Here is a 22609-nt window from a genome sequence, read left to right as displayed (position 1 = left end):
GCCTGGAGGCGGCAGCGGAGCGTGACCACGCAAGGCCCCGCTCACGCGAGAAAGGACACAGCGTGAGCGGTCAGGCCTGGAGGCGGCAGCGGAGCGTGACCACGCAAGGCCCCGCTCACGCGAGAAAGGACACAGCGTGAGCGGTCAGGCCTGGAGGCGGCAGCGGAGCGGGGGGCGGATCGGCGCCGCGTGGGATCGCCTGCGACTGTTCAATATCGGCGAGTTGCTCGCCCATCGCGGACGCACCGCGATGTCGCTGGTCGTGATGGGCGTCTCGGCGTCGCTGCTGGTGGCGGTGCTGAGCATCTCCGGCTCGGTCACCGGCTCGGTGGACAAGCTGACCCGCGGCCTGGGCGGCAAAGCGCAGCTGGAGGTCAGCGGCATAACCGACGCCGGTTTCGACCAGCAATTGCTGAGTCGGATCGCGGCCACACCGGGCGTCGGGGTGGCGGTCCCGATGCTGCGGGTGCAGGTCGGCACCGGTGCCGAGCGCGCGCTGCTGATCGGAGCCGATTCGAACATCGGCGCGCTGGGCAGCGAATTGACCACGCCGATGAGCGCTTTCACCGGGAAGTTGCTCTCGGTGCCCAACGGGGTGCTGGTCGGCACGGGGCTCGGCCGGGCCGAGGGCGAACAGTTCCAACTGGGCGGCACGACGGTGACGGTCGCGGGTGTTCTCGACGAGGAGACGTCCCGCAAGCTCAACGGCGGTCACCTCATCGCCGCTCCGCTCGGGCTCGCGCAGAAGGTCACCGATCGCGCGGGACGGCTGGATTCCGTGCAGATCATTCCCGCCGAGGGCGCCGATCTCGCGCAGGTGCGCGCCGCGCTCACCGAAGCGGTGGACGGGCGCGCGGTGGTGGCCGAGCCGAGTCTGCGCACCGCGCAGGCGGGCGGGGCGATCCAGATCGTCCGCTACTCCACCACCATGGCGTCGGCCGCGGCGCTGATCGTGTCGGCGTTCCTCATCTACAACGCGATGAGCATGGCGATCGCCCAGCGCAGGCCGATGCTGTCGCTGTTGCGCGCGATCGGCGGCAAACGCGGCCCGATGGTGCGCGACTTGTTGGCCGAGGCGGCGTTGCTCGGTGTGCTGGGCGGCGCGGTCGGCGCGGCGCTGGGCGTGTTCATGGGTAGTGTCGCCATCGGCACGCTGCCCACCGCGATCGTGCAGTCGGTGGAGGCCCGCACCGAATACGCGGTGCCCTGGTACGTGATTCCGTTCGCGGTCGTGGCGTGCGTGCTCACCAGCGTGCTCGCGGCGGCGCTCGCCGCGCGCCAGGTGTACAAGGTCCAGCCCATCGAGGCGCTGGCTCCGGTCGGGGCCGCCCGGACCGATACGGCGAGCCCCGTGCTGCGCTGGCTGGCCGTGGCGGCAGGCGCCGGGCTCGCCGTGACCGCGGTGTTCATCGCGAGCAGCGATCTCGGCCGCTACTCGCTCACCGCCATCTCGATGTCGTTCATCGCCGCGATCCTGCTCTGTTTCGCCGCCACCGGCCCGATCGTGCGGGTCGCGGCGGGGGTCGCGCGCTGGTTCCGCGCTCCCGGCGCACTGGGCGCGACCACTCTGGAACGCTCGCCGCGGCGAGTGTGGGCGACGGCGATGACGGTGATGATCGGCGTCGGGGCCACCGTGGGCATGAGCGGCGCCTCGAGCAACATGATCGACTCGGCCACGGTCACTTTCACCGACCTGGCCCGCAACGACGTCTACGTCAGCCCCGCGTCGATGGCGCAGTTCCCCACCGGGCCGCTGCTGCCCGCGGATCTGGCCGGCAAGCTCGCGGCGGTGCCCGGCGTCACGCATCTCAGTCCGGCGCAGATGGCCTTCGCCACGCTGGGCGGCAGTCGCGTAATGCTGCAAGGGTTTCCGCCGGATGCCAGACAGACGCGGATGCGCATGCTCACCGACGAGTCGGTCGCCCGCTTGTCGGCCGGGGAGGGCGTGGCCATCTCCCGTGACGTGGCGCGCTCACTGGGCGTCGACGCGGGCGCGGACCTGACCCTGCCGACGCCGACCGGCCCCCGTACCGTGCGGGTGCTGCAGGTGATTCCGTACTTCTCCGCCATCGCCGGCGTAGTGATGATGGACCTGGATTTGATGCGCAGCTGGTACCAGCGGCCCGGCGAGACGGTCATCGCCGTCGACATCGCACCGGGCGCCGATCGCGCGGCGGTGTTCGCGGCCATCCGGCAGGTGGTGCCGCCGGAGCTGAACGTGGACACCGGCGCGGACACGGTGACGGCCGCGTCGTCGAGCATCCGGCAGGGCATGGCGATGAGCAACGCCATTCTCTGGATCGTGGTGCTGGTGGCCACGGTCGCGTTGCTCAACACGTTGATGCTCTCGGTGCTGGAGCGCCGCAGGGAACTCGGCGTGCTGCGCGCCATGGGCACCGGGCGCAAATTCTTGATGCGGTCGGTGCTGGCCGAGGCCGCCGGGATCGGAGTCGTCGGCGCGTTGCTGGGTCTGGCGCTCGGCGCGGCGGTGCAGTTCCTGGGCACCGTCGCCCTCGGGCACGCCTTGACCATCGACGTCGACTACCAGCCGAGCCCGATGCTGCTGGTCTACGGAATCGTCGCGCTGGCGCTGGCGCTGCTCGGATCGATTCCGCCCGCGTTGCGCGCGGCCCGGCTGCCGATCGTGGAGGCGCTCGCGGTCGACTGAGCGTTCACAGCGGCAGCTCGGCGAACCACGTCTTGAATTTCGCCGAGGTGATGCCGAATCCGGAACTCGGATTGCTGTCGGTGAGCGTCACCGTGGCGAACAGCAGGTAGCTCGACCGGGCCGGGTCGTCGGCGAAGTCCACCACGAGGTAGCCGTCCGGCAGCCCGCCGCCCTTCTCCTGCCAGCGGTAGGTCGAATACGTCTTGCCACCGTTGCGTTCGGTGGCCGCCGTGTTCGAGGGGAGGTCCCGCACCGCGGCCTGGGCGTCCTGCGGCGACTTGAAGCCGATGAGGACGTAGTCGGGCTCGGCGATCGGCGTGCCCCAGCAATTCCAGGCCTTCGACCAGTTAGGGAAGTCGGGGACGCCGTTGGTGCTGGACACCTTGCCGCCCGGCTTGGCGGTGCCGAGGAAGCAGGTCTTACCGCGATAACCCGGGCCGGAGCCGATGTCGTATTTCGTGTCGACGCCTTGCGGTAGTAGCTCCGGGAACGCTTTGGCGAGCTTGTCCGCGTCCGACGGCCCCGCCGGCGTCTTGGGGCTGGTGTCCAAGGGCGACGCGGAATCCGAGAATCCGATCTTCGCGACGACGATGCCTGCCCCGACCAGCAGTGCCACGATCACCAGCACGATCGTCACGATGAGGCCGGTGTTGGAGCGAGCTTGCGCCGGATAGCCGGGCGGCTGGTGGGGCGGATAACCGATCGGCGGCGGAGTGGGGGCGGAAAGCGGCGGCGCCGCGGGGTAGCTCGGCTGGGGAGTTGCTGCGACGAAACCATTGGACGCCGGGAACGGCTGCCCGCCGGTCGGATTCGGGTTGTACTGCGGTGGCGCGGTGTAGCCCGCGGACGCCGTGGGAACGTATGTCGGCTGGCTTCCCTCCGGCCCGGGGTACGCCGGTTGCGCGAGGACGGTAGGCGCGGGCTGCGGCTGGTACTGCGCGGCCACCACTGTCGGAGCGGGCTCGGTGAGCGCTCGCCGTGCCGCGGTGGCGAATTCGACGCAGGAGGCGAAGCGGTCGTCGGGCCGCTTGGCCATGGCCTTCGCGATCACCGCGTCCAGTGCGGGCGACAGGCCCGCGCGCCGGGCCGCGACGGAAGGCGGCGGCAGCTGGAGATGCCCGCGGATGATGTCGGCGGGTGCGGGGGCGTCGAACGGGGCGATGCCGGTCAGCAGCCAGTACAGCGCGCAGGCCAGCGAGTACTGATCGGAGCGGTGGTCCAGGTGCGCGCCGGTCATCTGCTCGGGTGAGGCGTAGGCGAGCGTCGCGGTGAACATGCCGGTCTGGGTGAGGTGAGTGGAATCCTCGCGCAGCCGTGCGATCCCGAAATCGGTGAGGAACACTCGCTCGCCGTGGCCGCCCACCGCGCGCGCCAGCATGATGTTCGCGGGCTTGACGTCCCGGTGCAGCACGCCCATGCCGTGCGCGTAATCCAGTGCGGACGCGACGCCCTCGACGATCTGCACGGCCCGTTCCGGCGGCAGGGTCAGCGGGTTCACCGTCGCCGCGTCGACGCCGTCGACGTACTGCATGGAGATCCACAGCTGCTCGTCCTCGGTGCCGCGGTCGTACACCGCGACGATGTTGGGATGGTCCAGCTGCGCCGCCAGATCGGCCTCCCGCTCGAACCGGGCCCGGACCTCCGCGTCGGTGAACAACTCCCGGTTGAGCAGTTTGAGCGCGGTCTGCCGCGGCAATCTGGGGTGACGGGCGAGATACACCGATCCCATGCCGCCCTGGCCGAGCAGCTTCTCTATGGTGAACCCGGCGAACACCGCACCGCTGTTGAGCAACACGCCCCCTTCAGGTGACCGCGGCGGCCGGACGTGACATCCGGGCGCCATACCGATCCTGGAGCCTACCGGGTGACGCCGTGGCCACGGGGTTTCGAATTCTCCGGGAAGATCGGCAAAACTATGTTCGAGACATCGTGCCGTCGACGCCGCCGCGCGCGCGGCGATGTCTCTCGTCCGGTCACCGACCGGACGGGCCCGATGAGCTATTTTGCACCGCCGAGAAGTAGTGACCGCGTCACCGGTGGTGGGGAGGACTCGGTGGTGAGGTCGACGAGATCCGCTGCGACGTATCGGTCGGCGCTACGCGCCGGTGCGATGGTGGTGCTGCTCACGCTGACCTCGTGCACGCTGTTTCCCGGCGACAAGCGCGCCGCCGACTCCCCGGCCGTGGTCGTCGACACCGCCGGAGCCTGGCGGCCCAACCTCGCGGTGTCCATGCCGGACTCGCTGGCCGCCGACTTCACCCAGTTGCAGCCGCAGCTGGCCGGTCAGGTCGGCATGGCGATCATGCCCGTGGGCGGCGGCCGGATGACCGTCTTCGGCGACTGGGTCAGCGGCATCGCCTGGTCCACCATCAAGGTGCCGCTGGCGATCGCGGCGCTGCGGCACGACTCCCAGGAAGAGGTCCTGCACGAGGTGGAGGCGGCCATCACGTGGTCGGACAACGACGCCGCCGAGGCGCTGTGGCAGTCGCTCGGCGACGGGCTGGAAGCGGCCAAGGCGGTCCAGGACGTGATCGACGAGGCGGGCGATGCCACGACCGGTGTGGCGGGCCCGCGCACCACCCTGGACTACACCTCCTTCGGCGGGACCGAATGGACGCTCGCCAATCAGGCGCGCTTCGCCTCCCGGTTGCCCTGCCTGCCCGAGTCCTTCCACGTCACCGAGCTGATGACGGAGATCACCCCCGAACAGGCGTGGGGGCTGGGCGTGCTGGAGGGCACGGCGTTCAAGGGCGGTTGGGGACCCGACGACGTGACCGGCGTCTACACCGTCCGCCAGTTCGGCCTGGTCCCGGTGCGGTCCGGCACGATCGCCGTGGCCATGGCGGCGACGGCCGATTCCGGCAGCTTCGAGGACTCCACCACCATCCTCAGCCGGATGGCGCGGATGCTGGGCCGTCATCTCGGCGAACTGCGCGGCGGCTCCTGCCCGCCGCTGTGAATCCGGCTCAGCCCGGGGTGACCAGGCCGCTCTCGTAGGCCAGCACCACCGCCTGCGCCCGGTCGCGCAGGTTGAGCTTCGAGAAGACCTTGGAGACATGGGTCTTCACGGTCTGTTCGGCCACGAACAGGGTTTCGGCGATCTCGGCGTTCGACATGCCTTTCGCGATCAGTTCGAGCACTTCCCGCTCGCGGGGAGTCAGCGCGTTCAGCTGCGGCGCCGGCTTGGCGCGGGCCGCGCTGCGGCGACGGGTGACGTCGGCGATGAGCCTGCGGGTGACCGTCGGCGCGAGCAGCGCCTGGCCGTCGGCGACCACGCGCACCGCGCGCACCAGTTCCTCGGCGGGCGCGTCCTTGAGCAGGAACCCGCTGGCGCCCAGGCTGAGCGCCTCGTAGACGTAGTCGTCGATGTCGAAGGTGGTGAGCATCAGCACGCGCACCGGCGGGTCGAACCCGGCCGCCAGGATGGCGCGGGCCGCGTCCAGCCCGTTCATCTCCGGCATGCGCACATCCATCAGCACGACATCCGGGCGCAGCCGCTTCGCCTCGGCCACCGCGGCCTTCCCGTCCGCCGCGTCGCCCACCACGCTGATATCCGGCTGCGCCGCGAGCAGCGCCCCGAACCCCTGCCGGACCATCGCCTGGTCGTCGGCGATCAACACCGTAATTGCCACCCGCTCACCCTAATTGCCCCCCACGACTGCGCGGCGGGCCGATGCTCAGCGACCTGGTTCGGCGTGCGCGGCACCGACGACGGCGGCCGGGGCTTCGGGCGCGGTGAGCGGGAAGCGCGCGTGGACGCGGAAACCGCCGTCCGCGCGCGGTCCCGCCGTCACTTCGCCGCCGACGGCCAACGCTCGCGCCTGCATGCCCGCGATGCCGTGGCCGCCGTTGCCGACCGGCCGGGCGGGCGTCGCGCCCGGACCGTTCTCGACGTCGAGCAGCAGCTCCGCACCGCACGCGATGCGCACCTCGACCGGGGCGCCGGGTGCGTGCCGGGAAGCGTTGGACAGCGATTCCTGGGCGACGCGATAGAGCGCGAGGCCGGTCGTCTCCGGGATCGTGTCCAGGGTTCCGTCGACGGTCCACTCGATGCGGACACCCGCGCGTCGCGCAGCTTCGAACAGGGTGATCACGTCCGCGGCCTTCGGCTGGGGCGCGTGCTCGGGCAGCTGGCCGTCGCTGCGCAGCACGCCGAGCATGCCGCGGATCTCGTTGAGCGCTTCGCGCGCCGTGGCGCCGATGGACTCGAACTCGGCGCGAGCGGCCGGGGTGACGCCATCCACCCGGTACGGCGCGGTCTGCGCCTGCACCACCACCAGGGACATGTGGTGGGCCACGACGTCGTGCAGGTCGCGGGCGATGCGCGCCTTCTCCTCCAGGATGGCGCGGCGGGCCCGCTCGAGTTCGTTCTCCTCCTCCTGGCGCACCAGCTGCCGCCGCGACAGCACCAGCCAGCGGATCAGCAGGCCGAACAGCACCAGCGCCGCCAGCGCGATCGGCCAGCCCCACGCGGCGTTGGCCAACGCCTCCCCTTCGCCGGGCATGGTGGTCGCCAACAGCAGCGCCGTCGCCGCCCAGGCCACCGCGACGATCTGCCCCGGGGCGCGCACCGCCACCGCGAACAGCGACACCAGCAGGCACAGCAGGTGGACGACCTGGAACGGCAGCTCGTTGTTCGGTTGATGCGGGATCGCCAGCGCGATCACCAGCGCGGAGCCCGCCGAGATGGCCCAGCCCAACGCCGGGTTGACGCGCACCAGCAGCACCGGGAACGCGGCCAGCGCCGCGATGAACGGCTGCGCCGCGGCGGGCACCGCGTGGGTCAGGTGCAAGGTCGGCCAGGCGACCGCGTACCAGATCAGCGCGACCAGCACCGTGCCGAGGTCGAACCAGGTCCGCGCGTCCAGCCGTCGCGTCCAGGCGCGAGTTTCTCGGTTCATGCCTACGACCCTAGGAACTCCCGGTTCACCGCGACTCATACCCACGGGTGATTTCCGGCCCGATACCCCGGTGCGAGACGGGCACGGCGGCTCCCCCGGCGGCGCGGCACGGGAAACGTCCCCGGGCGTGAGGCGGCCGCCGGAAACGACTCCCTAACGTCGTCGCCATGAGCACACCGACCAGCGCCGGGCGCGAGACCCGGTCCGCCTCGGCCGCAGGAGCCCGAAACCATTCCACCGCAACCACTTCCATCACCGCGCCGACGCGGCGCTATGCGGCGCTCACCGCGGCGGCGCTGACTGCCATGGCGGCGACGGCGTTTCTCGCCCCCGCCCAGCAGGCCGCCGCGGCCGCCGCGCCGATCGAGAGCGCGCAGGCGAGCGCCGCGATCGCCGAACTGGCCGCGGGCACGCCCGACGCGCTCACCGCGATCCCGGCGGACTTCGTCGCGTCGTTCGGCTACCGGCCGAGCACGGTGGACGGGGTGCTGGTCAATCCGCGCGGCGACTGCTCGTCCCCGGTGACGCTGCCGGTCGAGTTCGATACCGCGTGCAAGGCCCACGACCTCGGCTACGACCTGCTGCGCTACGCCGACCAGCGCGGCGAGCCGCTGGGCCCGTGGGCGCGGCAGGCCCTCGACGCGACGCTGGACCGGCAGATGCACCAAGCCTGCGCCGCCCGTGTGGACTCCTTCTCCCGCGCCCGCTGTGATGCGATGGCCTCGATCGCGCACACCGCCGTCGACTTGAACTCGCGGCGGCAGGACTACGGCGCGCCCGTGGTGGAGCCCTTGCTCGACACGGCGGACACCGGACCCGCGACGAGCGGTGTGCTGCTCGGCGTGCTCGGCGCCGGAATCGCCGGGCTGATCGCGGACCTCGTCGTGCGCAACCGCCGCCGTGACCCCGCGCCGGTGGCGGGCATGCCGCATTCCGACGCGGCGGTACGACCATGACCTCGCTCGTCACGAAGTTCCTGGATCGGCGCAGGCGGGTCGCCGTGGCGATACGCCGGGTCGCACCGCCGCGGATCGGCACGACGCTCGGCATCGGCACCGGTGTGCTGGCTTCCCTGGCGCCCGGACTGCTCCCTCGCGCACCGAGCGCGCAGGCCGTGCTGACCGGGCTCCTCGCGGCGCTCACTCTCGGTGTGGCCGGGGTGCTGCGCGTCGTCCTGCGGCACTGGGGTTTCGACGTCAACCGGCGGCACGGGTGGTTGCGGCGGCCGTTGCTCATCGCGACGTCGGTCCTGGTGGTGGGTGCGGCGGCGAACGCGGGACACTGGCAGAACCGGCTGCGCGCCGCGATGGGCACGCCGCACATCGACACCGGCTACTGGCTGCGGTGCGCGCTCGGCGCGGCGTTGATCATCGGACTGCTCGTCGGCGCTGCCCGCTCGATCACCTGGACGTTGCGGAAGCTGGGCTGGGCGCGGGGCGTCTCGCTGGCCGCGGTCGTGGCGGTTCTGCTGTACCTCGTGGGCGTGCCCGCGGTGGTCGGATGGCGGGAGTCGGTGTACGCGAGCGCGAACGCGGAGGTGGACCCCGCGGTGATCCAGCCGGGCTCGCACCACGGGTCGGGCAGCGCCGAGTCGGCGGTGAGCTGGGCATCGCTCGGCTCGGAGGGACGCAAATTCGTCAGCGGCGCGCCGGGGCGGGCGGTGCGGGTCTACGTCGGGGTGGCCTCGGCGCCCGACCTGGACAGCCGCGTCGCGCTGGCGATCCGCGAGCTGGAACGGTCGGGCGGCTTCGCGCGCTCGCACCTGGTCGTCACGGTGCCCACCGGATCGGGCTGGATCGACGCCAACGCCGTGGCGGGTTTCGATCGCCGCTTCGACGGTGACGTGGCGCTGGTCGGGTTGCAGTACTCCTATCTCCCGAGCTGGGCGACGTTCGTGTTCGGCCGGGATGCGGCGGTGACGGCCGCGCGCAGTCTGTTCACCGCCGTCGAGCGCCACATCGCGGGGCTGGCGCACAAACCGAAGCTGTACCTCTACGGGCAGAGCCTCGGCGCGCTGGGCGGCAATGCCGTCTTCGGGGACGACGCCGAGCAGGACAGCCGGACCTGCGCGGTCCTCTGGGCGGGACCTCCGGCCAACCACGTGCATCGCGGCGGCGCGACGGTGCTGGCCAACAGTTCCGATCCGGTGACCCACTGGTCGCTGTCCCAGGTGTGGCGCGCGCCCGACCTGGACGGCGCCCGGGTCGACGCTCCCGTTCCGCAGTGGCTTCCGGTGATCAGCTTCGCGCAGACCACCGCAGACCTGCTCGCGGCGTTGCACGCCCCGCCGGGCCACGGCCACCGTTACGGCACCGATCAGGGCACGGCCATGGGGTCCTGCTGAGCCGTTCGGCGCGGCGCCCACACCCCGTCGGCGTAGAACATGTTCTAATTCGTGCATGGCCTTCGTCATCGACCTCGCCGCCGACATCGACGCCCCCGCCGAGCTGGTGTGGCAGGTGATCACCGACTTCCCGCGCTACGGCGAGTGGAATCCCTTCGTCCTGGAGTGCCGCAGTTCGCTGGTGCCCGGCGAGCCGATCGACATGCTCGTTCGAGTCTCCGGATCGAGCCCTCGCAAGCAGCGGGAGTGGATTCGCTCGCACACTCCGGGCCGTGAGCTCAGCTACTCGATGAAACCGGTACCCCCGGGCGCGCTGCACAGTCTGCGCTCGCACACCGTGACACCGCTCTCCGACGGCCGCACCCACTACGAGTCACACTTCGAACTCGGCGGATGGCTGCATCCCGTGGTCGTCGCACTGCTCGGCAAGAACTTGCGCCGCGGCTTCGAAGGCATGACCGATGGCATCAAGGAACAGGCCGAGAAGCTGCGAGCATCCTGAGCCGAGCCGGTAGGCGTCGAACGGACCCGCGTGCCGGGCGACTCACGCCCGCAGATAGGCCAGCGCGGCATCGAGCGCGGCGTCGGCATACGCCTCCGTGAGCCCGCCGAGCCCCAGCGACCACCGCATCTGCATCGGGCCGAGCAGCAGATCAGTGGCGAGTTCCAGGTCCAGCCCGGCGCGCAGTTCCCCCTCGGCGACGGCGGCGGCCAGCCGGTCGGCGACGGCGGCGCGCTGGGGCAGCAGCAGGCGCTCGCGGTACGCGACGGCCAGTTCCGCGTCTTGCTGGATCTCGATGTACATCGCCCGTAGAAAGGACTCGAAGCCGGGATCGGTGAGCGCGCCCACCGAACCGCGCAGCAGCAGGCGCAAGTCGGCCGCGACGTCGCCGGTGTCGGGCAGTGCGGGACCAGCCGGGCCGGAATCGGATTCGAGCATGGCGTCGAAGACGACCGCACCCTTCGACGGCCACCAGCGGTAGATCGTCTGCTTGCCCACACCCGCCCGGGCCGCGATGGCCTCGACGCTCAATTTCGCGTAGGACACCTCGCGGATCAGCTCGGCTGTCGCGGCAAGTATCGCCGCACGGGCACGCTCACTGCGGCGCGCGGCGGTCGGAGTATCGGCCATGCCCGCACCCTACCACTAAACGAGACGAAACGTCTCGTCTTGACACACGCAGATTCGCTTGGCATGGTTTCGAACGAGACGGAGCGTCTCGCGACGAAAGGATCTCTCTTGACCAAAACGTGGTTCATCACCGGTGCCGGCCGCGGGCTCGGCCGGGCATTCACGACGGCCGCGCTCGCGCAGGGCGACCGTGTCGTCGCGACCGCCCGCGACCCGGAGTCCCTGACGGACCTCGCCGACGACCGCCTGACCGTGCTGCCCCTGGACGTACGCGACCGCGAACATGTGATCGCCACCGTGGACAAGGCGTTCGCCGCGGCGGGCGCCATCGACGTGATCGTGAACAACGCGGGCTACGGCCTGGTCGGCGCCGTCGAAGAACTGACCGAAGCGCAGATCCGCGACCAGATGGACACCAATTTCTATGGGGCGCTCTGGGTTTCGCAGGCGGCCACGCCGCATCTACGCGCCCAGGGCTCCGGGCACATCGTGCAGATCTCCACGGTCGGGGCCGTGGGGAGCCTCCCGCTGTTCGGCCTCTACAACGCGAGCAAATGGGCACTGGAGGGATTCAGCGCCTCGCTCGCCGACGAGCTGCGCCCCTTCGGCATCCGGGTCACGCTCGCGCAACTGGGCGGCTTCGACACCGACTGGGCCAAGTCGAGCATGCGGTTCGCCACCGGCATCCCCGCGTACGCCGAGTTGCGCAGCGGCATCCTGGGCATGCCGGACTACCCAGCTGCCGACGGGGACATCGGGCACGCTTCCGCCGACTCGACCGACGCCCAGCCGCCGAGCGAAGCCGCCTCCGCCTCGGATGAACCCGCGCCGGACGCTACGTCGGGCACCGAGTCCGATTGGATCGAAGCGCCGCCCGAAGTGGGCGCCGCGGGCTTGATCGCACTGGTGAACATGCCGAACCCGCCGCTGCGCAAGATCATCGGGCCCGGCGCACACCAAATGGTCGCGCTCGCCTTGGACCAGCGCCGTCGCGACTACGCCGACGACCCCGAATTCACCTGGCCGGCGTGACTATCTCGCGGAGCCGCCCGTTTTCGCGAACGAGCGGCTCCGCCGAACGTCAGGCGATGGGGCCGCGAGCCGCTTCGTAGGCCGCGCCCACCTTGTAGAGGCGGTCGTCGGCGAGAGCGGGGGCCATGATCTGGAGGCCGACGGGCATGCCGTCGTCCTTGCTCAGGCCCGAGGGCACCGACATGGCCGGGTGACCCGCCAGGTTGGTCGGCAGGGTGCACAGGTCCGAGAGGTACATGGCCAGCGGATCGTCGACCTTCTCGCCCAGCTTCCACGGCGTGAACGGGCTGGTCGGCGAGACGAGCACGTCGACCTGCTCATAGGCCTTGTCGAAGTCGCGGGCGATGAGCGTGCGCACCTTCAGCGCCTGGCCGTAGTAGGCGTCGTAGTAGCCCGCCGACAGCGCGTAGGTCCCGATCATGATGCGCCGCTTGACCTCCGGGCCGAAACCGGCCGCACGCGTGGCCGCCATGACCTGCTCGGCGCTGTGCTGCCCGTCGTCGGCGACGCGCAGACCGTAACGCATGGCGTCGAACCGCGCGAGGTTCGACGACACCTCCGACGGCATCACCAAGTAGTAGGACGAGAGCGCGTATTCGAAGTGCGGACAAGACACTTCGACCACCTCGGCGCCGAGATCCTTCAACACCGCGACGGCGGCGTCGAATGAGGCGAGCACGCCGGGCTGGTAGCTGTCGGAGTGCAGCTCCTTCACCACGCCGATCTTGACGCCGCGCAGATCGCCCTGCGCCCCGGCGCGCGCGGCGGCCACCACCGGCGGCACCGGCACGTCGCGCGAAGTGGAGTCGCGCGGGTCGTACCCGGCGATCACCTCGTGCAGCAGCGCGGTGTCCAGCACCGTCCGTCCGCACGGACCGCCCTGGTCCAGCGACGACGCGCAGGCGACCAGGCCGTAGCGCGACACCGTGCCGTAGGTCGGCTTGGTGCCGACGGTCGCGGTGACGGCCGCGGGCTGGCGGATCGACCCGCCGGTGTCGGTGCCGATGGCCAGCGGCGCCTGGTTCGAGGCCAGCGCCGCCGCGGAGCCGCCGCCCGAACCGCCCGGGACGCGGGTGGTGTCCCACGGGTTGCGGGTGGGGCCGTAGGCGGAGTTCTCGGTGGAGGAGCCCATGGCGAACTCGTCCATGTTGGTCTTGCCGAGGATCGGGATGCCCGCCGCGCGCAACCGCGCGGTGACCGTCGCGTCGTACGGCGACACCCACCCCTCGAGGATCTTCGACGCGCAGGTGGTCGGCATGTCCGTGGTGGTGAAGACGTCCTTGAGCGCCAAGGGAACTCCCGCCAGCGGCGAGGCGGGCGCGGCGCCCGAGCCGAGCGCGGCGTCCACCGCGGCCGCGGCCTCCAGCGCCTGTTCCCCCGCGACGTGCAGGAAGGCGTGGTACTCGCCGTCGACCTCGGCGATCCGGTCCAGGTGCGCCTGCGTCACCTCCACCGACGACAGCTCGCGGCCGTGGATCTTGTGGGCCAGCTCGGCCGCGGACAGCCCGGTCAGATCATGCCCGCCCGTCGCCCGGCCACCACCCCCCGTCGAATCGCGATGCGATGCTGCGTTCATTCGCCCTCTCCCAGGATCTGCGGCACCATGAACCGCTGTTCTTCCACCGCGGGCGCGCCGGACAGCGCCTCGCGCGGGGTCAGGCCCGGCACCACTTCGTCGGGCCGGGTCACGTTGGTCGCCGGGTTCGGCGACGCCGTGGCCGGGACGTCGGCGGCGGCGACCTCGGAGATGGTCCGCACGTGGCTCAGGATCGAATCCAGCTGTCCGGCGAACTGATCCAGTTCGGCATCGGACAGCGCGAGCCGGGACAGCCGGGCGAGGTGTGCGACCTCGTCGCGGGAGATGGCGGGCACCGCGGGACCCCTTTCGGCTTCGTTATGAACAGTGCTCAACCCACACAGCCTAGCCACCGGCGACCAGGTCGCCGTGCGGCACCCGCGCTTCACCGGCGCGGCGGCGCGAGCGTCGGCCCGCAGGCCCCCGGCAACCCCCTCCAGCCCGCGACACGTCCACTCGCACCAGCCCGACACGCCGCCTTCGCGCGAATTCACCGAGTGGCGTGTATCACTGGACCGCCTTCGACTCGATAACCGGCCGTAAGGGGTGTAAGTATTGCGTCACCCGGGTATTCGTTCTCCAGCCTCGGCCGCCCTAAGAAAGGAAACGCACGTGTCGTATCTGCTCCGCGTGCAACTTCCGGATCGACCGGGAAGCCTCGGCGCTCTCGCCCTCGCACTCGGCTCCGTCGGCGCCGACATCCTGTCCCTGGATGTGGTCGAGCGCGGCGCCGGCTACGCCGTCGACGATCTGGTCGTCGAGGTGCCCTCCGGCGCGCTCCCCGACACCCTCATCACCGCCGCGGAATCGATCGGTGACGTGCACGTGGACTCGATCCGCCCCTACTCCGGCGTGCTCGACACCCACCGCGAGCTCGAACTCATCGACCAGGTGGCCAGCGCCCGCGACGACCGGATGCAGGTGCTGGTGGACGGCGTGCCGCGGGTACTGCGGGTCGGCTGGAGCACGATCATCGACATCGGGCCGCACGGGGCCTACCGCGTGGTCGGCAGCCCGAGCGCGCCGCAGACGCAGGCGGGTTCGGCGCCGTGGATGCCGCTGGAGAAGCCCAGCGTGCTCGATCCCGAAGGGGAGTGGGTGCCGGAGATCTGGCGGGACATGGACACCAAGCTGGCCGCCGCTCCGCTCGGCAACACCGGCAAGGTGCTGCTGCTCGGCAGGCCGGGCGGACCCGACTTCCGGCCCTCCGAGGTGGCCCGGCTGGGTTACCTCGCGGGGATAGTCGCCACCGTCCTCGGCTGATTCCCTCAGCGGCGCTGGAGCTTTCGCGCCGTCATCGCGTTCGTCCATCCGAATTCCGTGCATACCCCATCACGGCCCCGGCACGGTGACGCCACCCCGATCGAGCCGGAAGGGATTCCACCCCGCAGGTCGCATTCTCGACTCGTGTGCTCGTTGCCCGGGCGGGTACGCGGCGCGTCCGCGGAGGAACCTAGGTCGGCTCACCGGCAGGGTCGAGTGGTAGCCGGAGCACATGAAGCAACTCCCCGGCACTGGTCCGCCAGTCGCGGCTCGGCACTGGGCGGAAGCCGAAGCGGTCGTAGATCCGGCGGGCGTCGACCATCGCCGGCATGGTGGTGAGGGCGACCGCGGCGCACCCTTCCGCCCGGGCGAGCTCGATGACGGTGCGCACCAACGCCGTTCCCGCGCCGAGTCCGCGTGCGGTCTTCGCGACGGCGAGCATGCGGAATTCCAGTTCACCCGGCAGCGCGATCTCCGCGTACGGATTCCCTGCCTGCGCGACCGTCAGGGAGCCGACGATCCGGTCCGCGTGCGTGGCAATCAGGATCCGAGCCGAGGCGGCGCGGCGAGCGGTGTCGGCCAGCTCGCCCGCGTACCAGCTGCCCGCCTCCACATAACCCTCACCGACGTAGACCTCCACGGTCAGCTCACCCACCGCGGCGTACTCGTCCGGCCGTGCCGCCCGAACGACGACGCCCGCATCCCGCACATCCATACCCGGCATGATGCCATCGGCCGTAACGTGGGCTACGGCACATCCGTGCTCCTGCGGAGTAGCACACCGCGCCCCGTGCGGGCACACTGCTCACCTCTCGGCGAGCCCCTGTGCCCTCCCCCGCCCCCAGCAGCGGACGACCGCTCAGCCGGGACGGGAGATCTGCCAGCGGTCCGGCTTGCCCGCCGGATAGACGACGGTGAGCAGATCGCCGGTCTGCGGCCAGGAACTCGTGTCCCAGACGAAGCGGCCGTACACGACCTTGCCCGCGACCGAGGGGCCACTCAGATTTCCGGTGATGGTCACGTACTGCTCCCCGGGCGCGTCGGGGCGCGGGCTCACACCGGTGACGTACAGCGTCCCCTGCTCCGGACTCGCCGGCGCGTAGCCTCGCCTGCCGCGGAGGGCGAACACGATCAGCGACACCAGCACCGCGGTCAGGGTTACCAGCGCGACGAACTCCAGCATGTCCCCATGCTAGGTGCGCGTCACACCGGCGCGAGCTCGCTGGTGCCGTGCGCGGTGCGCCGGATGTGCCAGACCGACGTACGGGTGCGTTGCGAACGCCCGTTGCCCCGATCGATCAGCAGCCGGTTGTTCGTCGTGAAGATCAATTGGGCGCCCCGCACGTTGGTCTCCGGATTCTGGAAGAGCTGGATCAGCCGATCGGTCTCCTCGGCGGGCAGGCACGCGCCGATGTCGTCGACGGCGAGCACCCGGCCCGTGTCCAGCGCGTCGAGCATGGCAGGCAGCACCCGCAGCAACGACAGCGTGGCGGCGGATTCGTCAGCGATCTCGAACGGAGCGTCGATGCCGTCGTGCACCAGATTCAGGCCGACGCCGCGCCGGGCCACCATCCGCGCGTACAGGGCGTCGCGCGCCGCCTTCAGGTTGGTCAGCTCGCGCTCGAGCAGCACGGGGGTCAGGCCGGTCTCGCGCAGGATCTCGTCGGCATGGCCGGGCGAGGTGGCGCACAGGTCGATCCGCTTGCCGAGGCCGGCGATGTCGGCGTCCAGTTCACGCAGGTAGTCGGCGTACATCGGGTCGTGCTCGGCGACGAGCAGGTCGGTGATGCCCAGCTCGGCCGTGCGCAGCAGCATCAGCAGCCGCGCCGCGTTGTCCGCCGAGCGGGAGACGTGGCTGCCCAGCCGGTGGGCGATGGCGTCGGGTTCGGCGGGACCGCGCTGCACTTCGAGCATGGACTCGAACCAGCGGTAGGCGGGCACGAGCGCGTCGGAGTACATCTGTCCGGCCAGGCTGAGCAGCAGGGCGTTCGGGCGCACCAGCGGAGCCAGCGCGGTGATCCCGTAGCGCGCCGCCTCGAACATCGGGCCGATCTTGATCTGTTCCCCGCTGCGCTCGAACACGATTCGCTTGCGCGAGCGCGGGTGGGTGTGCAGCCACTCCGCCGTCACGTCGGCGTTGTCCAGGCGGAAGCCGTAGGTGTAGGGCACGCCCTCGGCGACGAACGCCGCCACGAATTCCGAAGGCCGCTCCGGGAACCCGAGGTGCGGCGCACGCACCGGGCCCGCGTACGGATCCCATCCGGTCACCGAATGCAGCACCGCGTCGCGCATCTGCCCGAGCGCATCGATCAGGTTCGTCTTGCCCGCCGCGGCGCCGCCGTGCACGGCGGTCACCGGCACGGCCACCGGTCCGCTTCCCTTGGTGAGTCGCAACTCCTGCTCGTCGGCCAGCGATCTGTGATTGGTCACCTGAAAACTGCGCAGCATGCCGCCATACTTCCGTCCGCGCCGTGGCGAGGCGACATCAGCCCGGTGGCGTCCGCGATCCGCGCCGGGTGCTCGCCTCGATCCGGGTCCACGCGCACCGGGCTCGCACGGCGGATCGCCGCGCCATCGGATATCTCCGCCTCCGGGCCCTGATCACGGCCGCTACCTGGTCGAACAGGTCTGTGACCGATAGATAGACAGCCAAAGGCACGGTACTTTGAGCGCATGACCGGGGATTCCATCGCCTACCGCTGGACGCGCAGCGAGTTCCTGCGCGCGTGGGAGGCGGGCGCGTTCGACCATCGCGTCGAACTCGTCGAGGGGGAGGTATGGCCGGTGGTAATCGGTGACTGGCACGGGTTCACAGTCGGCCGGATCGTCGGTCGGCTGCCACGCGTCGGCGTCGAGGTGACCAATGCGACACTACCGACCGGTGAGTCATTGCCCGATCCGGACTGCTGGGCACTTCGCTCGGGCGCCGAGCCTGTCGATGTGATCGGCACCAAGTTGTCTGTGTGGGCAGCTTCCGATGTCCTCCTCGTTGTGGAAGTTTCGGACGAGACAGTGGTGCAGGATCTCAACCGCAAAGCGGACCTGTACAGCCGCGCCGGTTACCCGACCTATTGGGTCGTCACCAAAGACGTGATCTACGAGCACACCGAGCCGACATCGCAGGGGTACCGCACCCGAACCAGGTACCGTCCTGGCGACCACATTCCCGTCCATTACGCGGACACCACCATCGCCGTGGATGATCTGCTGTTCTCCCGGTAGCCCGGCGACCGTCACCGGGACAGCAGGTGCGATAGCGGGTTAGCATGCCTGCACGCTGCGGTTTCGCCGTGGCGTACTGCCGAAGTTGTTCGATGGGATGAGGGTTGATGATGGGATCGACGGTTCGTCGTCTGGTGGTTCGAAGCTCCGTCGTCGCCGCGCTCGCGCTGGGCTCGCTGGTCGCGGCGCCGGAGGCGGTGGCGGACGCGCCGTGCCCGGAGGGCTCCGCGCGCGTGTTCCTGGCCAACAGCACGAACACCTGCCAAGGTGGGGGGACGGTCAGCTACGACCCGCCCGGCGTGGTGTCGAAGGTGTGCTCCACGGCGAGCGCCGACGTGACCGCCGAAGCGACGTTCAAGAATCGCCGCGGGAAGATCATCACCCAGAAGCTCGATTTGAGCGACGGCCGCTGCGGACGATTCGACATCGCCGGGCAGCTGGGCGCCACGGTCACGGTGAGCTGAGCCGGCTGCCGAACAGCAGGGCGCTGTCGCCGAACTCGTGCCACAGATAGCCGGTGTCCACGGCAGCGGCATAGGCGGCGGCGACGGTCTCCTCCCCAGCCACCGCCACCAAAAGATCCAGGTGGGACGCGCCGGGGGCGTGCCAACCTGTGATCAGACCGTCCACCACACGAGCCGGTCGTTCCGCTCCGAGCACCAAGTCGGTCCATCCGTGCGAGGCGTGGACCAGGCCCGACGGGTCGGCGGCAGTCTCCAGCGCCCGCGTCACCGTCGTGCCGACCGCGACGACGCGTCCGCCCGCGGCTTTCGTGGCGTTCACCAGCCGCGCCGTCGAAGCCGGGACGACGAAGCGCTCCGGGCTCGGCGGCTCCCCTGCCTCGGGCGAGGAGACGCCCGTGTGCAGCGTGATCGGCGCGAGAGCGACACCCCCGGCGATCAGATCCAGCACCAGACGCTCGGTGAAGGGCCTTGCGGCACTGGGCATTTCCGCACTGCCCGGGACCCGCCCGAAGACGGTCGTGTAGTACGAGGCCGACCATCGCTGCGGCATATAGGAATACGTGATCGGACGGCCGTGGGCGGCCAGCAGTCGAGGCACGTCGGTGGTGACGTCGGCGCTCCAGAGACGCCGACCGCCGGGGAGCCAGGGCGCGTGCAGAGTCGCCGCGGCATCCGGCAATCCCAGCACGGTCCCGGACGAGAGCCGCTCGGCCGGATAAGGAGTGCGCTGCGGCGTCCGGACCTCCACCATCCAGCGACCGTCGTCCAGCCACGTCGAGAAGTGCAGCACGACCGGCTCGCCGCGCAAAGTGGCGTCGACCGCGGACGACATGGTCGCCGAATTGTTCACCACCAGGAGGTCGCCGGGGCGCAGCCGGTCCGGTAGCTCGCGGAACAGCGAGTGGGTCAGTTCCGGATCGGCGACCAGCAGGCGGACGTCGTCGCGCGCGATACCCCGCGCCTCGGGTGGGGCGGCGGCATCTCGTTCCGGGGACAGGTCGAAGAACGGCAGGGTGGTGCGCACCGTCACGACGTCCGCCCGGCGACGAAATCCGCTGCGGCGTAACGCCCGCTCCTGGGTTTCTCGGCAAGCAGCCGCAGCAGCGTCGGCACCACCGTCTCCGGCGCGGGCCGATCCGAGATGTCGACGCCGGGAAACGCCGCCTGATGCATCTCGGTGCGCATGTCCCCGGGATCGAAAGCGTAGATCGACAGGTCCGGACGCTCCGCGGCGAGAATCGCCGTGAGCTGGTCGAGCGCCGCTTTCGACGATCCGTATCCGCCCCATTCGGGATACGGCTCCGACGCGGCGTCGGAACTGATGTTCACCACGACGCCGCCGGAGCGCAACAGCGGCAGCGCGAATTGCAGAACCGCCAGCGGCGCTACGACATTGGTGCGCAGTACGCGCTCCAATTCGTCCAGCGGATAGTCCGCGAGGCGAGGCAGCGGACTCGGCCCGAGGCGGCTGGCGTTGTTCACCACGAGATCGAGCTCGCCCGCCTCGCGCGCGGCCTCCGCCAGCCGCGCACGATCCGCCGGATCGGTGACGTCACCCGGGACCGGGACGAACGCGGAGCCCATCGCGGCGGCCACGCGCGTCAACCGGTCGGCGCGACGCGCGGTCCCCAGTACCCGCCACCCCTGTTCGATCAGCGCCCGCGCGAGCGCCGCGCCGAATCCGGCCGACGCGCCGGTGATCAGTGCGGTAGGACCAGACATGATGACCTCCTGGTAGTCGCCTCCCAGACGATCCTCATACCTCAACGTGTCTTCAGGTCAAGGGCCGCTCACTCCTCGGCGTCGGCGTCCTCCGCCGCCGTCTCCGGCGCGACCGCATCGGGCCCGCCCGCCAGCAGCCGCTGGAAACCCTCCTCGTCCAGGATCGGCACGCCGAGTTCCTCCGCCTTCGCGGCCTTGGAGCCGGGCGCGTCCCCGACCACCACGAACGCGGTCTTCTTCGAAACCGAACTCGCGGCCTTCCCGCCGCGCCTCAGGATCGCCTCTTTGGCGCCGTCGCGGGTAAAGCCCTGCAGCGAACCGGTCACCACGATGGACAAGCCTTCCAAGTTGCGCTCGATGGACTCGTCGCGTTCGTCCTCCATCCGCACGCCCGCGGCCCGCCACTTCGCCACCACGGCGCGGTGCCAGTCGACGGTGAACCACTCCGCCACGGCGGCCGCGATGGTCGGGCCGACGCCGTCGGCGGCGGCCAATTCCTCTCCCGATGCCGCCTCGATGCGGTCCAAGCTGCCGAATTCGGCGGCGAGCGCGCGCGCCGCGGTGGGGCCGACGTGCCGGATGGACAGGCCGACCAGCACCCGCCACAGCGGCCGGTCCTTGGCCACGGCCAGGTTCTCCAGCAGCCGCTTGCCGTTGGCGGAGAGGCTACCGTTCTTGTTGGCGTAGAGCGAGGTGGTGAGCAATGTCGCCTCGTCCAGGTCGAACAGGTCGCCCTCGTCGGTGATGGCGCCGGACTTCAGCAGATCGATCGCGCCTTCGTAACCGAGGGCCTCGATGTCGAAGGCGCCGCGCCCGGCCACGTGGTAGACGCGCTCGCGCAACTGAGCGGGGCAGAACTGCTGGTTCGGGCAGCGGATGTCGGCGTCGCCCTCCTTCTCCGGACGCAGTTCGGTGCCGCATTCGGGACAGTGCGTCGGCATGACGAATTCCCGCGCGTCTTCGGGGCGCGCGTCCACCACCGGCCCCAGCACCTCGGGAATCACGTCGCCCGCCTTGCGGATGGTGACCGTGTCACCGATCAGTACGCCCTTGCGCTTGACCTCGGCGGCGTTGTGCAGGGTGGCCATCGCGACCGTGGAGCCCGCGACGGACACCGGCTCCATCACCGCGAACGGCGTCACCCGGCCGGTGCGGCCGACGTTCACCTGGATGTTCAGCAGCTTGGTCGTCGCTTCCTCGGGCGGGTACTTGTAGGCGATCGCCCAGCGCGGCGCGCGCGAGGTGGAGCCGAGACGGCGTTGCAGCGCGGTCTCGTCGACCTTGATGACCTGGCCGTCGATCTCGTGCTCGATGTCGTGCCGGTGCTCCCCCCAGTAGGCGACCCGCTCGATCACCGCGTCGATGCCCTGCACCCGCCTGGTGTGCTCGGACACCGGCAGGCCCCACGCGGCGAGCGCGCGGTACGCCTCGTACTGCGAGGTCGGCGTGTAACCCTCGATGCGGCCGAAGCCGTGGCAGATCATGCGCAACCTGCGCCGCGCGGTGACCGACGGATCCTTCTGACGCAGCGAACCGGCCGCCGTGTTGCGCGGATTGGCATAGGGCGGCTTGCCCTCGGCCACGATGGCGGCGTTGAGCGTCTCGAAGTCCTCCAGCCGGAAGTACACCTCGCCGCGGACCTCCAGCAGCCGCGGGATGGGGAACTCGTCGCTGGGGGTCAGCTCGCCGGGGATGTCGTCGATGGTGCGCGCGTTGAGCGTCACGTCCTCGCCGGTGCGTCCGTCGCCTCGGGTGGCGCCGCGCACCAGCCGCCCGTTCTGGTAGACGAGGTTCAGCGCGACGCCGTCGATCTTCACCTCGCACAAGTAGTGCAGGTCCGGCCCGGTCTCCGCCTCCACCCGGGCGGCCCAGGAGCGTAGCTCGTCGATGTCGAACACGTTGTCCAGCGACAGCATCCGCTCGAGGTGATCGACAGCGGTGAAATCGGTCGCGAAGCCGCCGCCGACGAGCTGAGTCGGCGAATCCGGCGTGCGCAGGTCCGGATGTTCGTCCTCCATGGCCTGCAACCGCCGCAACAGCGCGTCGAACTCGCCGTCGGAGATGATCGGCGCGTCCCGGACGTAGTAGCGGAACTGATGCTCACGCACCTCGTCCGCGAGTCGCTGCCACTCCACCCGCTGCTCTGCCGTCGCCGGGGCCGCCGCGCTGTCGCTGTCACTCACCCATCGCACATTAGCGGAGGCCACCGACAGTGAGCCGCCGTGTTCGCGCACGTCGCTGCCCCGGAGCACACGAAATCCGGCCGGTCCGTTACCCGGCGCGAG

Annotated in this window: 21 protein-coding genes; 9 read left to right on the top strand and 12 right to left on the bottom strand. The window is 70.5% G+C overall.

Features of this window, described 5'->3' with window-relative positions; genetic code table 11:
- Window positions 1-136: 136 nt before the first annotated feature.
- Complete coding sequence (locus ABZ552_RS11245; RefSeq protein ID WP_281917622.1) at window positions 137-2668, top strand: ABC transporter permease; 2532 nt, start codon at window positions 137-139, stop codon at window positions 2666-2668.
- A gap of 4 nt (window positions 2669-2672) precedes the next feature.
- Here ABZ552_RS11245 and ABZ552_RS11240 read toward each other — a convergent pair whose 3' ends face one another.
- On the bottom strand, window positions 2673-4463 hold the full coding sequence (locus tag ABZ552_RS11240; protein ID WP_281878353.1) for a serine/threonine-protein kinase: 1791 nt from the start codon (window positions 4461-4463) through the stop codon (window positions 2673-2675).
- Between the two features lie 261 nt (window positions 4464-4724).
- On the opposite strand from ABZ552_RS11240, the gene ABZ552_RS11235 reads away from it, so the two are divergent.
- The gene (locus ABZ552_RS11235; protein WP_281878352.1) at window positions 4725-5627 is read left to right on the top strand and encodes a hypothetical protein; all 903 of its coding nucleotides are present in this window, start codon (window positions 4725-4727) and stop codon (window positions 5625-5627) included.
- Between the two features lie 7 nt (window positions 5628-5634).
- Here ABZ552_RS11235 and ABZ552_RS11230 read toward each other — a convergent pair whose 3' ends face one another.
- Window positions 5635-6300, bottom strand: a complete 666-nt coding sequence (locus ABZ552_RS11230) for a response regulator transcription factor (protein WP_281878350.1) — start codon at window positions 6298-6300, stop codon at window positions 5635-5637.
- Between the two features lie 45 nt (window positions 6301-6345).
- Window positions 6346-7569, bottom strand: a complete 1224-nt coding sequence (locus ABZ552_RS11225) for a histidine kinase (RefSeq protein ID WP_281878348.1) — start codon at window positions 7567-7569, stop codon at window positions 6346-6348.
- Window positions 7570-7736: 167 nt separating this feature from the next.
- Here ABZ552_RS11225 and ABZ552_RS11220 point away from each other — a divergent pair, with 167 nt between their 5' ends.
- From ABZ552_RS11220 to ABZ552_RS11210, 3 genes are read left to right on the top strand one after another with little or no spacing between them, the layout of a single operon-like run.
- On the top strand, window positions 7737-8525 hold the full coding sequence (locus ABZ552_RS11220) for a hypothetical protein (RefSeq protein ID WP_357436682.1): 789 nt from the start codon (window positions 7737-7739) through the stop codon (window positions 8523-8525).
- Complete coding sequence (locus ABZ552_RS11215; RefSeq protein WP_357436679.1) at window positions 8522-9913, top strand: alpha/beta-hydrolase family protein; 1392 nt, start codon at window positions 8522-8524, stop codon at window positions 9911-9913. The genes ABZ552_RS11220 and ABZ552_RS11215 overlap by 4 nt, the downstream gene beginning before the upstream one ends.
- Window positions 9914-9968: 55 nt before the next feature.
- Entirely contained in the window at window positions 9969-10415 is a 447-nt protein-coding gene (locus ABZ552_RS11210; protein ID WP_357436676.1) for an SRPBCC domain-containing protein, read from the top strand.
- Between the two features lie 42 nt (window positions 10416-10457).
- Here ABZ552_RS11210 and ABZ552_RS11205 read toward each other — a convergent pair whose 3' ends face one another.
- On the bottom strand, window positions 10458-11045 hold the full coding sequence (locus tag ABZ552_RS11205; protein WP_357436673.1) for a TetR/AcrR family transcriptional regulator: 588 nt from the start codon (window positions 11043-11045) through the stop codon (window positions 10458-10460).
- Window positions 11046-11153: 108 nt separating this feature from the next.
- On the opposite strand from ABZ552_RS11205, the gene ABZ552_RS11200 reads away from it, so the two are divergent.
- The gene (locus tag ABZ552_RS11200) at window positions 11154-12077 is read left to right on the top strand and encodes an SDR family NAD(P)-dependent oxidoreductase (RefSeq protein ID WP_357436670.1); all 924 of its coding nucleotides are present in this window, start codon (window positions 11154-11156) and stop codon (window positions 12075-12077) included.
- 49 nt (window positions 12078-12126) lie between these two features.
- Here the strand turns inward: ABZ552_RS11200 and gatA are convergent, their stop codons facing one another.
- Both gatA and gatC read right to left on the bottom strand, forming a co-directional pair.
- A complete protein-coding gene (gene gatA, locus ABZ552_RS11195) occupies window positions 12127-13653 on the bottom strand; it encodes an Asp-tRNA(Asn)/Glu-tRNA(Gln) amidotransferase subunit GatA (protein ID WP_281878341.1) in 1527 nt (508 codons plus the stop codon).
- Window positions 13650-13949 (bottom strand): Asp-tRNA(Asn)/Glu-tRNA(Gln) amidotransferase subunit GatC, encoded by a 300-nt coding sequence (gene gatC / locus ABZ552_RS11190; protein WP_063019684.1) that lies wholly within the window; start codon window positions 13947-13949, stop codon window positions 13650-13652. The genes gatA and gatC overlap by 4 nt, the downstream gene beginning before the upstream one ends.
- A 316-nt stretch (window positions 13950-14265) precedes the next feature.
- Here gatC and ABZ552_RS11185 point away from each other — a divergent pair, with 316 nt between their 5' ends.
- Window positions 14266-14916: an amino acid-binding protein gene (locus ABZ552_RS11185; RefSeq protein ID WP_281878340.1), complete on the top strand. Its 651-nt coding sequence runs from the start codon at window positions 14266-14268 to the stop codon at window positions 14914-14916.
- Between the two features lie 190 nt (window positions 14917-15106).
- Here the strand turns inward: ABZ552_RS11185 and ABZ552_RS11180 are convergent, their stop codons facing one another.
- From ABZ552_RS11180 to ABZ552_RS11170, 3 genes are all read right to left on the bottom strand, one after another.
- Window positions 15107-15640: a GNAT family N-acetyltransferase gene (locus tag ABZ552_RS11180; protein ID WP_357436667.1), complete on the bottom strand. Its 534-nt coding sequence runs from the start codon at window positions 15638-15640 to the stop codon at window positions 15107-15109.
- Between the two features lie 135 nt (window positions 15641-15775).
- Window positions 15776-16099, bottom strand: a complete 324-nt coding sequence (locus tag ABZ552_RS11175) for a hypothetical protein (protein WP_357436664.1) — start codon at window positions 16097-16099, stop codon at window positions 15776-15778.
- A gap of 20 nt (window positions 16100-16119) precedes the next feature.
- Entirely contained in the window at window positions 16120-17364 is a 1245-nt protein-coding gene (locus ABZ552_RS11170; RefSeq protein ID WP_357436661.1) for an ATP-binding protein, read from the bottom strand.
- 225 nt (window positions 17365-17589) lie between these two features.
- Between ABZ552_RS11170 and ABZ552_RS11165 the strand changes: the two genes are divergently transcribed.
- Together ABZ552_RS11165 and ABZ552_RS11160 are read left to right on the top strand one after the other, a co-directional pair.
- Window positions 17590-18138, top strand: a complete 549-nt coding sequence (locus tag ABZ552_RS11165; RefSeq protein WP_281917616.1) for a Uma2 family endonuclease — start codon at window positions 17590-17592, stop codon at window positions 18136-18138.
- Window positions 18139-18245: 107 nt separating this feature from the next.
- On the top strand, window positions 18246-18602 hold the full coding sequence (locus ABZ552_RS11160; RefSeq protein WP_357436658.1) for a hypothetical protein: 357 nt from the start codon (window positions 18246-18248) through the stop codon (window positions 18600-18602).
- Here ABZ552_RS11160 and ABZ552_RS11155 read toward each other — a convergent pair.
- The 3 genes from ABZ552_RS11155 to ligA form a co-directional block, all read right to left on the bottom strand.
- Window positions 18589-19632, bottom strand: a complete 1044-nt coding sequence (locus ABZ552_RS11155) for an S-adenosylmethionine:tRNA ribosyltransferase-isomerase (RefSeq protein WP_357436655.1) — start codon at window positions 19630-19632, stop codon at window positions 18589-18591. The genes ABZ552_RS11160 and ABZ552_RS11155 overlap by 14 nt on opposite strands.
- Window positions 19629-20324, bottom strand: coding sequence for an SDR family oxidoreductase (locus tag ABZ552_RS11150; RefSeq protein ID WP_281878333.1), 696 nt, complete (start codon window positions 20322-20324; stop codon window positions 19629-19631). Before ABZ552_RS11150 ends, ABZ552_RS11155 begins: the two co-directional genes overlap by 4 nt.
- 68 nt (window positions 20325-20392) lie before the next feature.
- Window positions 20393-22459 carry an NAD-dependent DNA ligase LigA gene (ligA, locus tag ABZ552_RS11145; protein ID WP_281919520.1) on the bottom strand — a complete coding sequence of 689 codons (2067 nt, stop codon included), beginning with the start codon at window positions 22457-22459 and terminating at the stop codon, window positions 20393-20395.
- Between the last annotated feature and the right edge of the window lie 150 nt (window positions 22460-22609).

Source organism: Nocardia sp. NPDC019219 (assembly GCF_040632645.1).
Classification (GTDB): Bacteria; Actinomycetota; Actinomycetes; order Mycobacteriales; family Mycobacteriaceae; genus Nocardia; species Nocardia sputorum.
Note: the sequence above shows the minus strand (reverse complement) of the source record. Positions and strands in the feature narration are given on the sequence as shown.

What these genes read in the sequence shown, in the direction of transcription:
- ABZ552_RS11225 (WP_281878348.1), bottom strand. Translation starts at nt 7,569, where the DNA reads ATGAACCGAGAAACTCGCGCCTGGACGCGACGGCTGGACGCGCGGACC.
- ABZ552_RS11220 (WP_357436682.1), top strand. Translation starts at nt 7,737, where the DNA reads ATGAGCACACCGACCAGCGCCGGGCGCGAGACCCGGTCCGCCTCGGCC.
- ABZ552_RS11215 (WP_357436679.1), top strand. Translation starts at nt 8,522, where the DNA reads ATGACCTCGCTCGTCACGAAGTTCCTGGATCGGCGCAGGCGGGTCGCC.
- ABZ552_RS11210 (WP_357436676.1), top strand. Translation starts at nt 9,969, where the DNA reads ATGGCCTTCGTCATCGACCTCGCCGCCGACATCGACGCCCCCGCCGAG.
- ABZ552_RS11205 (WP_357436673.1), bottom strand. Translation starts at nt 11,045, where the DNA reads ATGGCCGATACTCCGACCGCCGCGCGCCGCAGTGAGCGTGCCCGTGCG.
- gatA (WP_281878341.1), bottom strand. Translation starts at nt 13,653, where the DNA reads ATGAACGCAGCATCGCATCGCGATTCGACGGGGGGTGGTGGCCGGGCG.
- ABZ552_RS11180 (WP_357436667.1), bottom strand. Translation starts at nt 15,640, where the DNA reads ATGCCGGGTATGGATGTGCGGGATGCGGGCGTCGTCGTTCGGGCGGCA.
- ABZ552_RS11175 (WP_357436664.1), bottom strand. Translation starts at nt 16,099, where the DNA reads ATGCTGGAGTTCGTCGCGCTGGTAACCCTGACCGCGGTGCTGGTGTCG.
- ABZ552_RS11170 (WP_357436661.1), bottom strand. Translation starts at nt 17,364, where the DNA reads ATGCTGCGCAGTTTTCAGGTGACCAATCACAGATCGCTGGCCGACGAG.
- ABZ552_RS11165 (WP_281917616.1), top strand. Translation starts at nt 17,590, where the DNA reads ATGACCGGGGATTCCATCGCCTACCGCTGGACGCGCAGCGAGTTCCTG.
- ABZ552_RS11160 (WP_357436658.1), top strand. Translation starts at nt 18,246, where the DNA reads ATGATGGGATCGACGGTTCGTCGTCTGGTGGTTCGAAGCTCCGTCGTC.
- ABZ552_RS11150 (WP_281878333.1), bottom strand. Translation starts at nt 20,324, where the DNA reads ATGTCTGGTCCTACCGCACTGATCACCGGCGCGTCGGCCGGATTCGGC.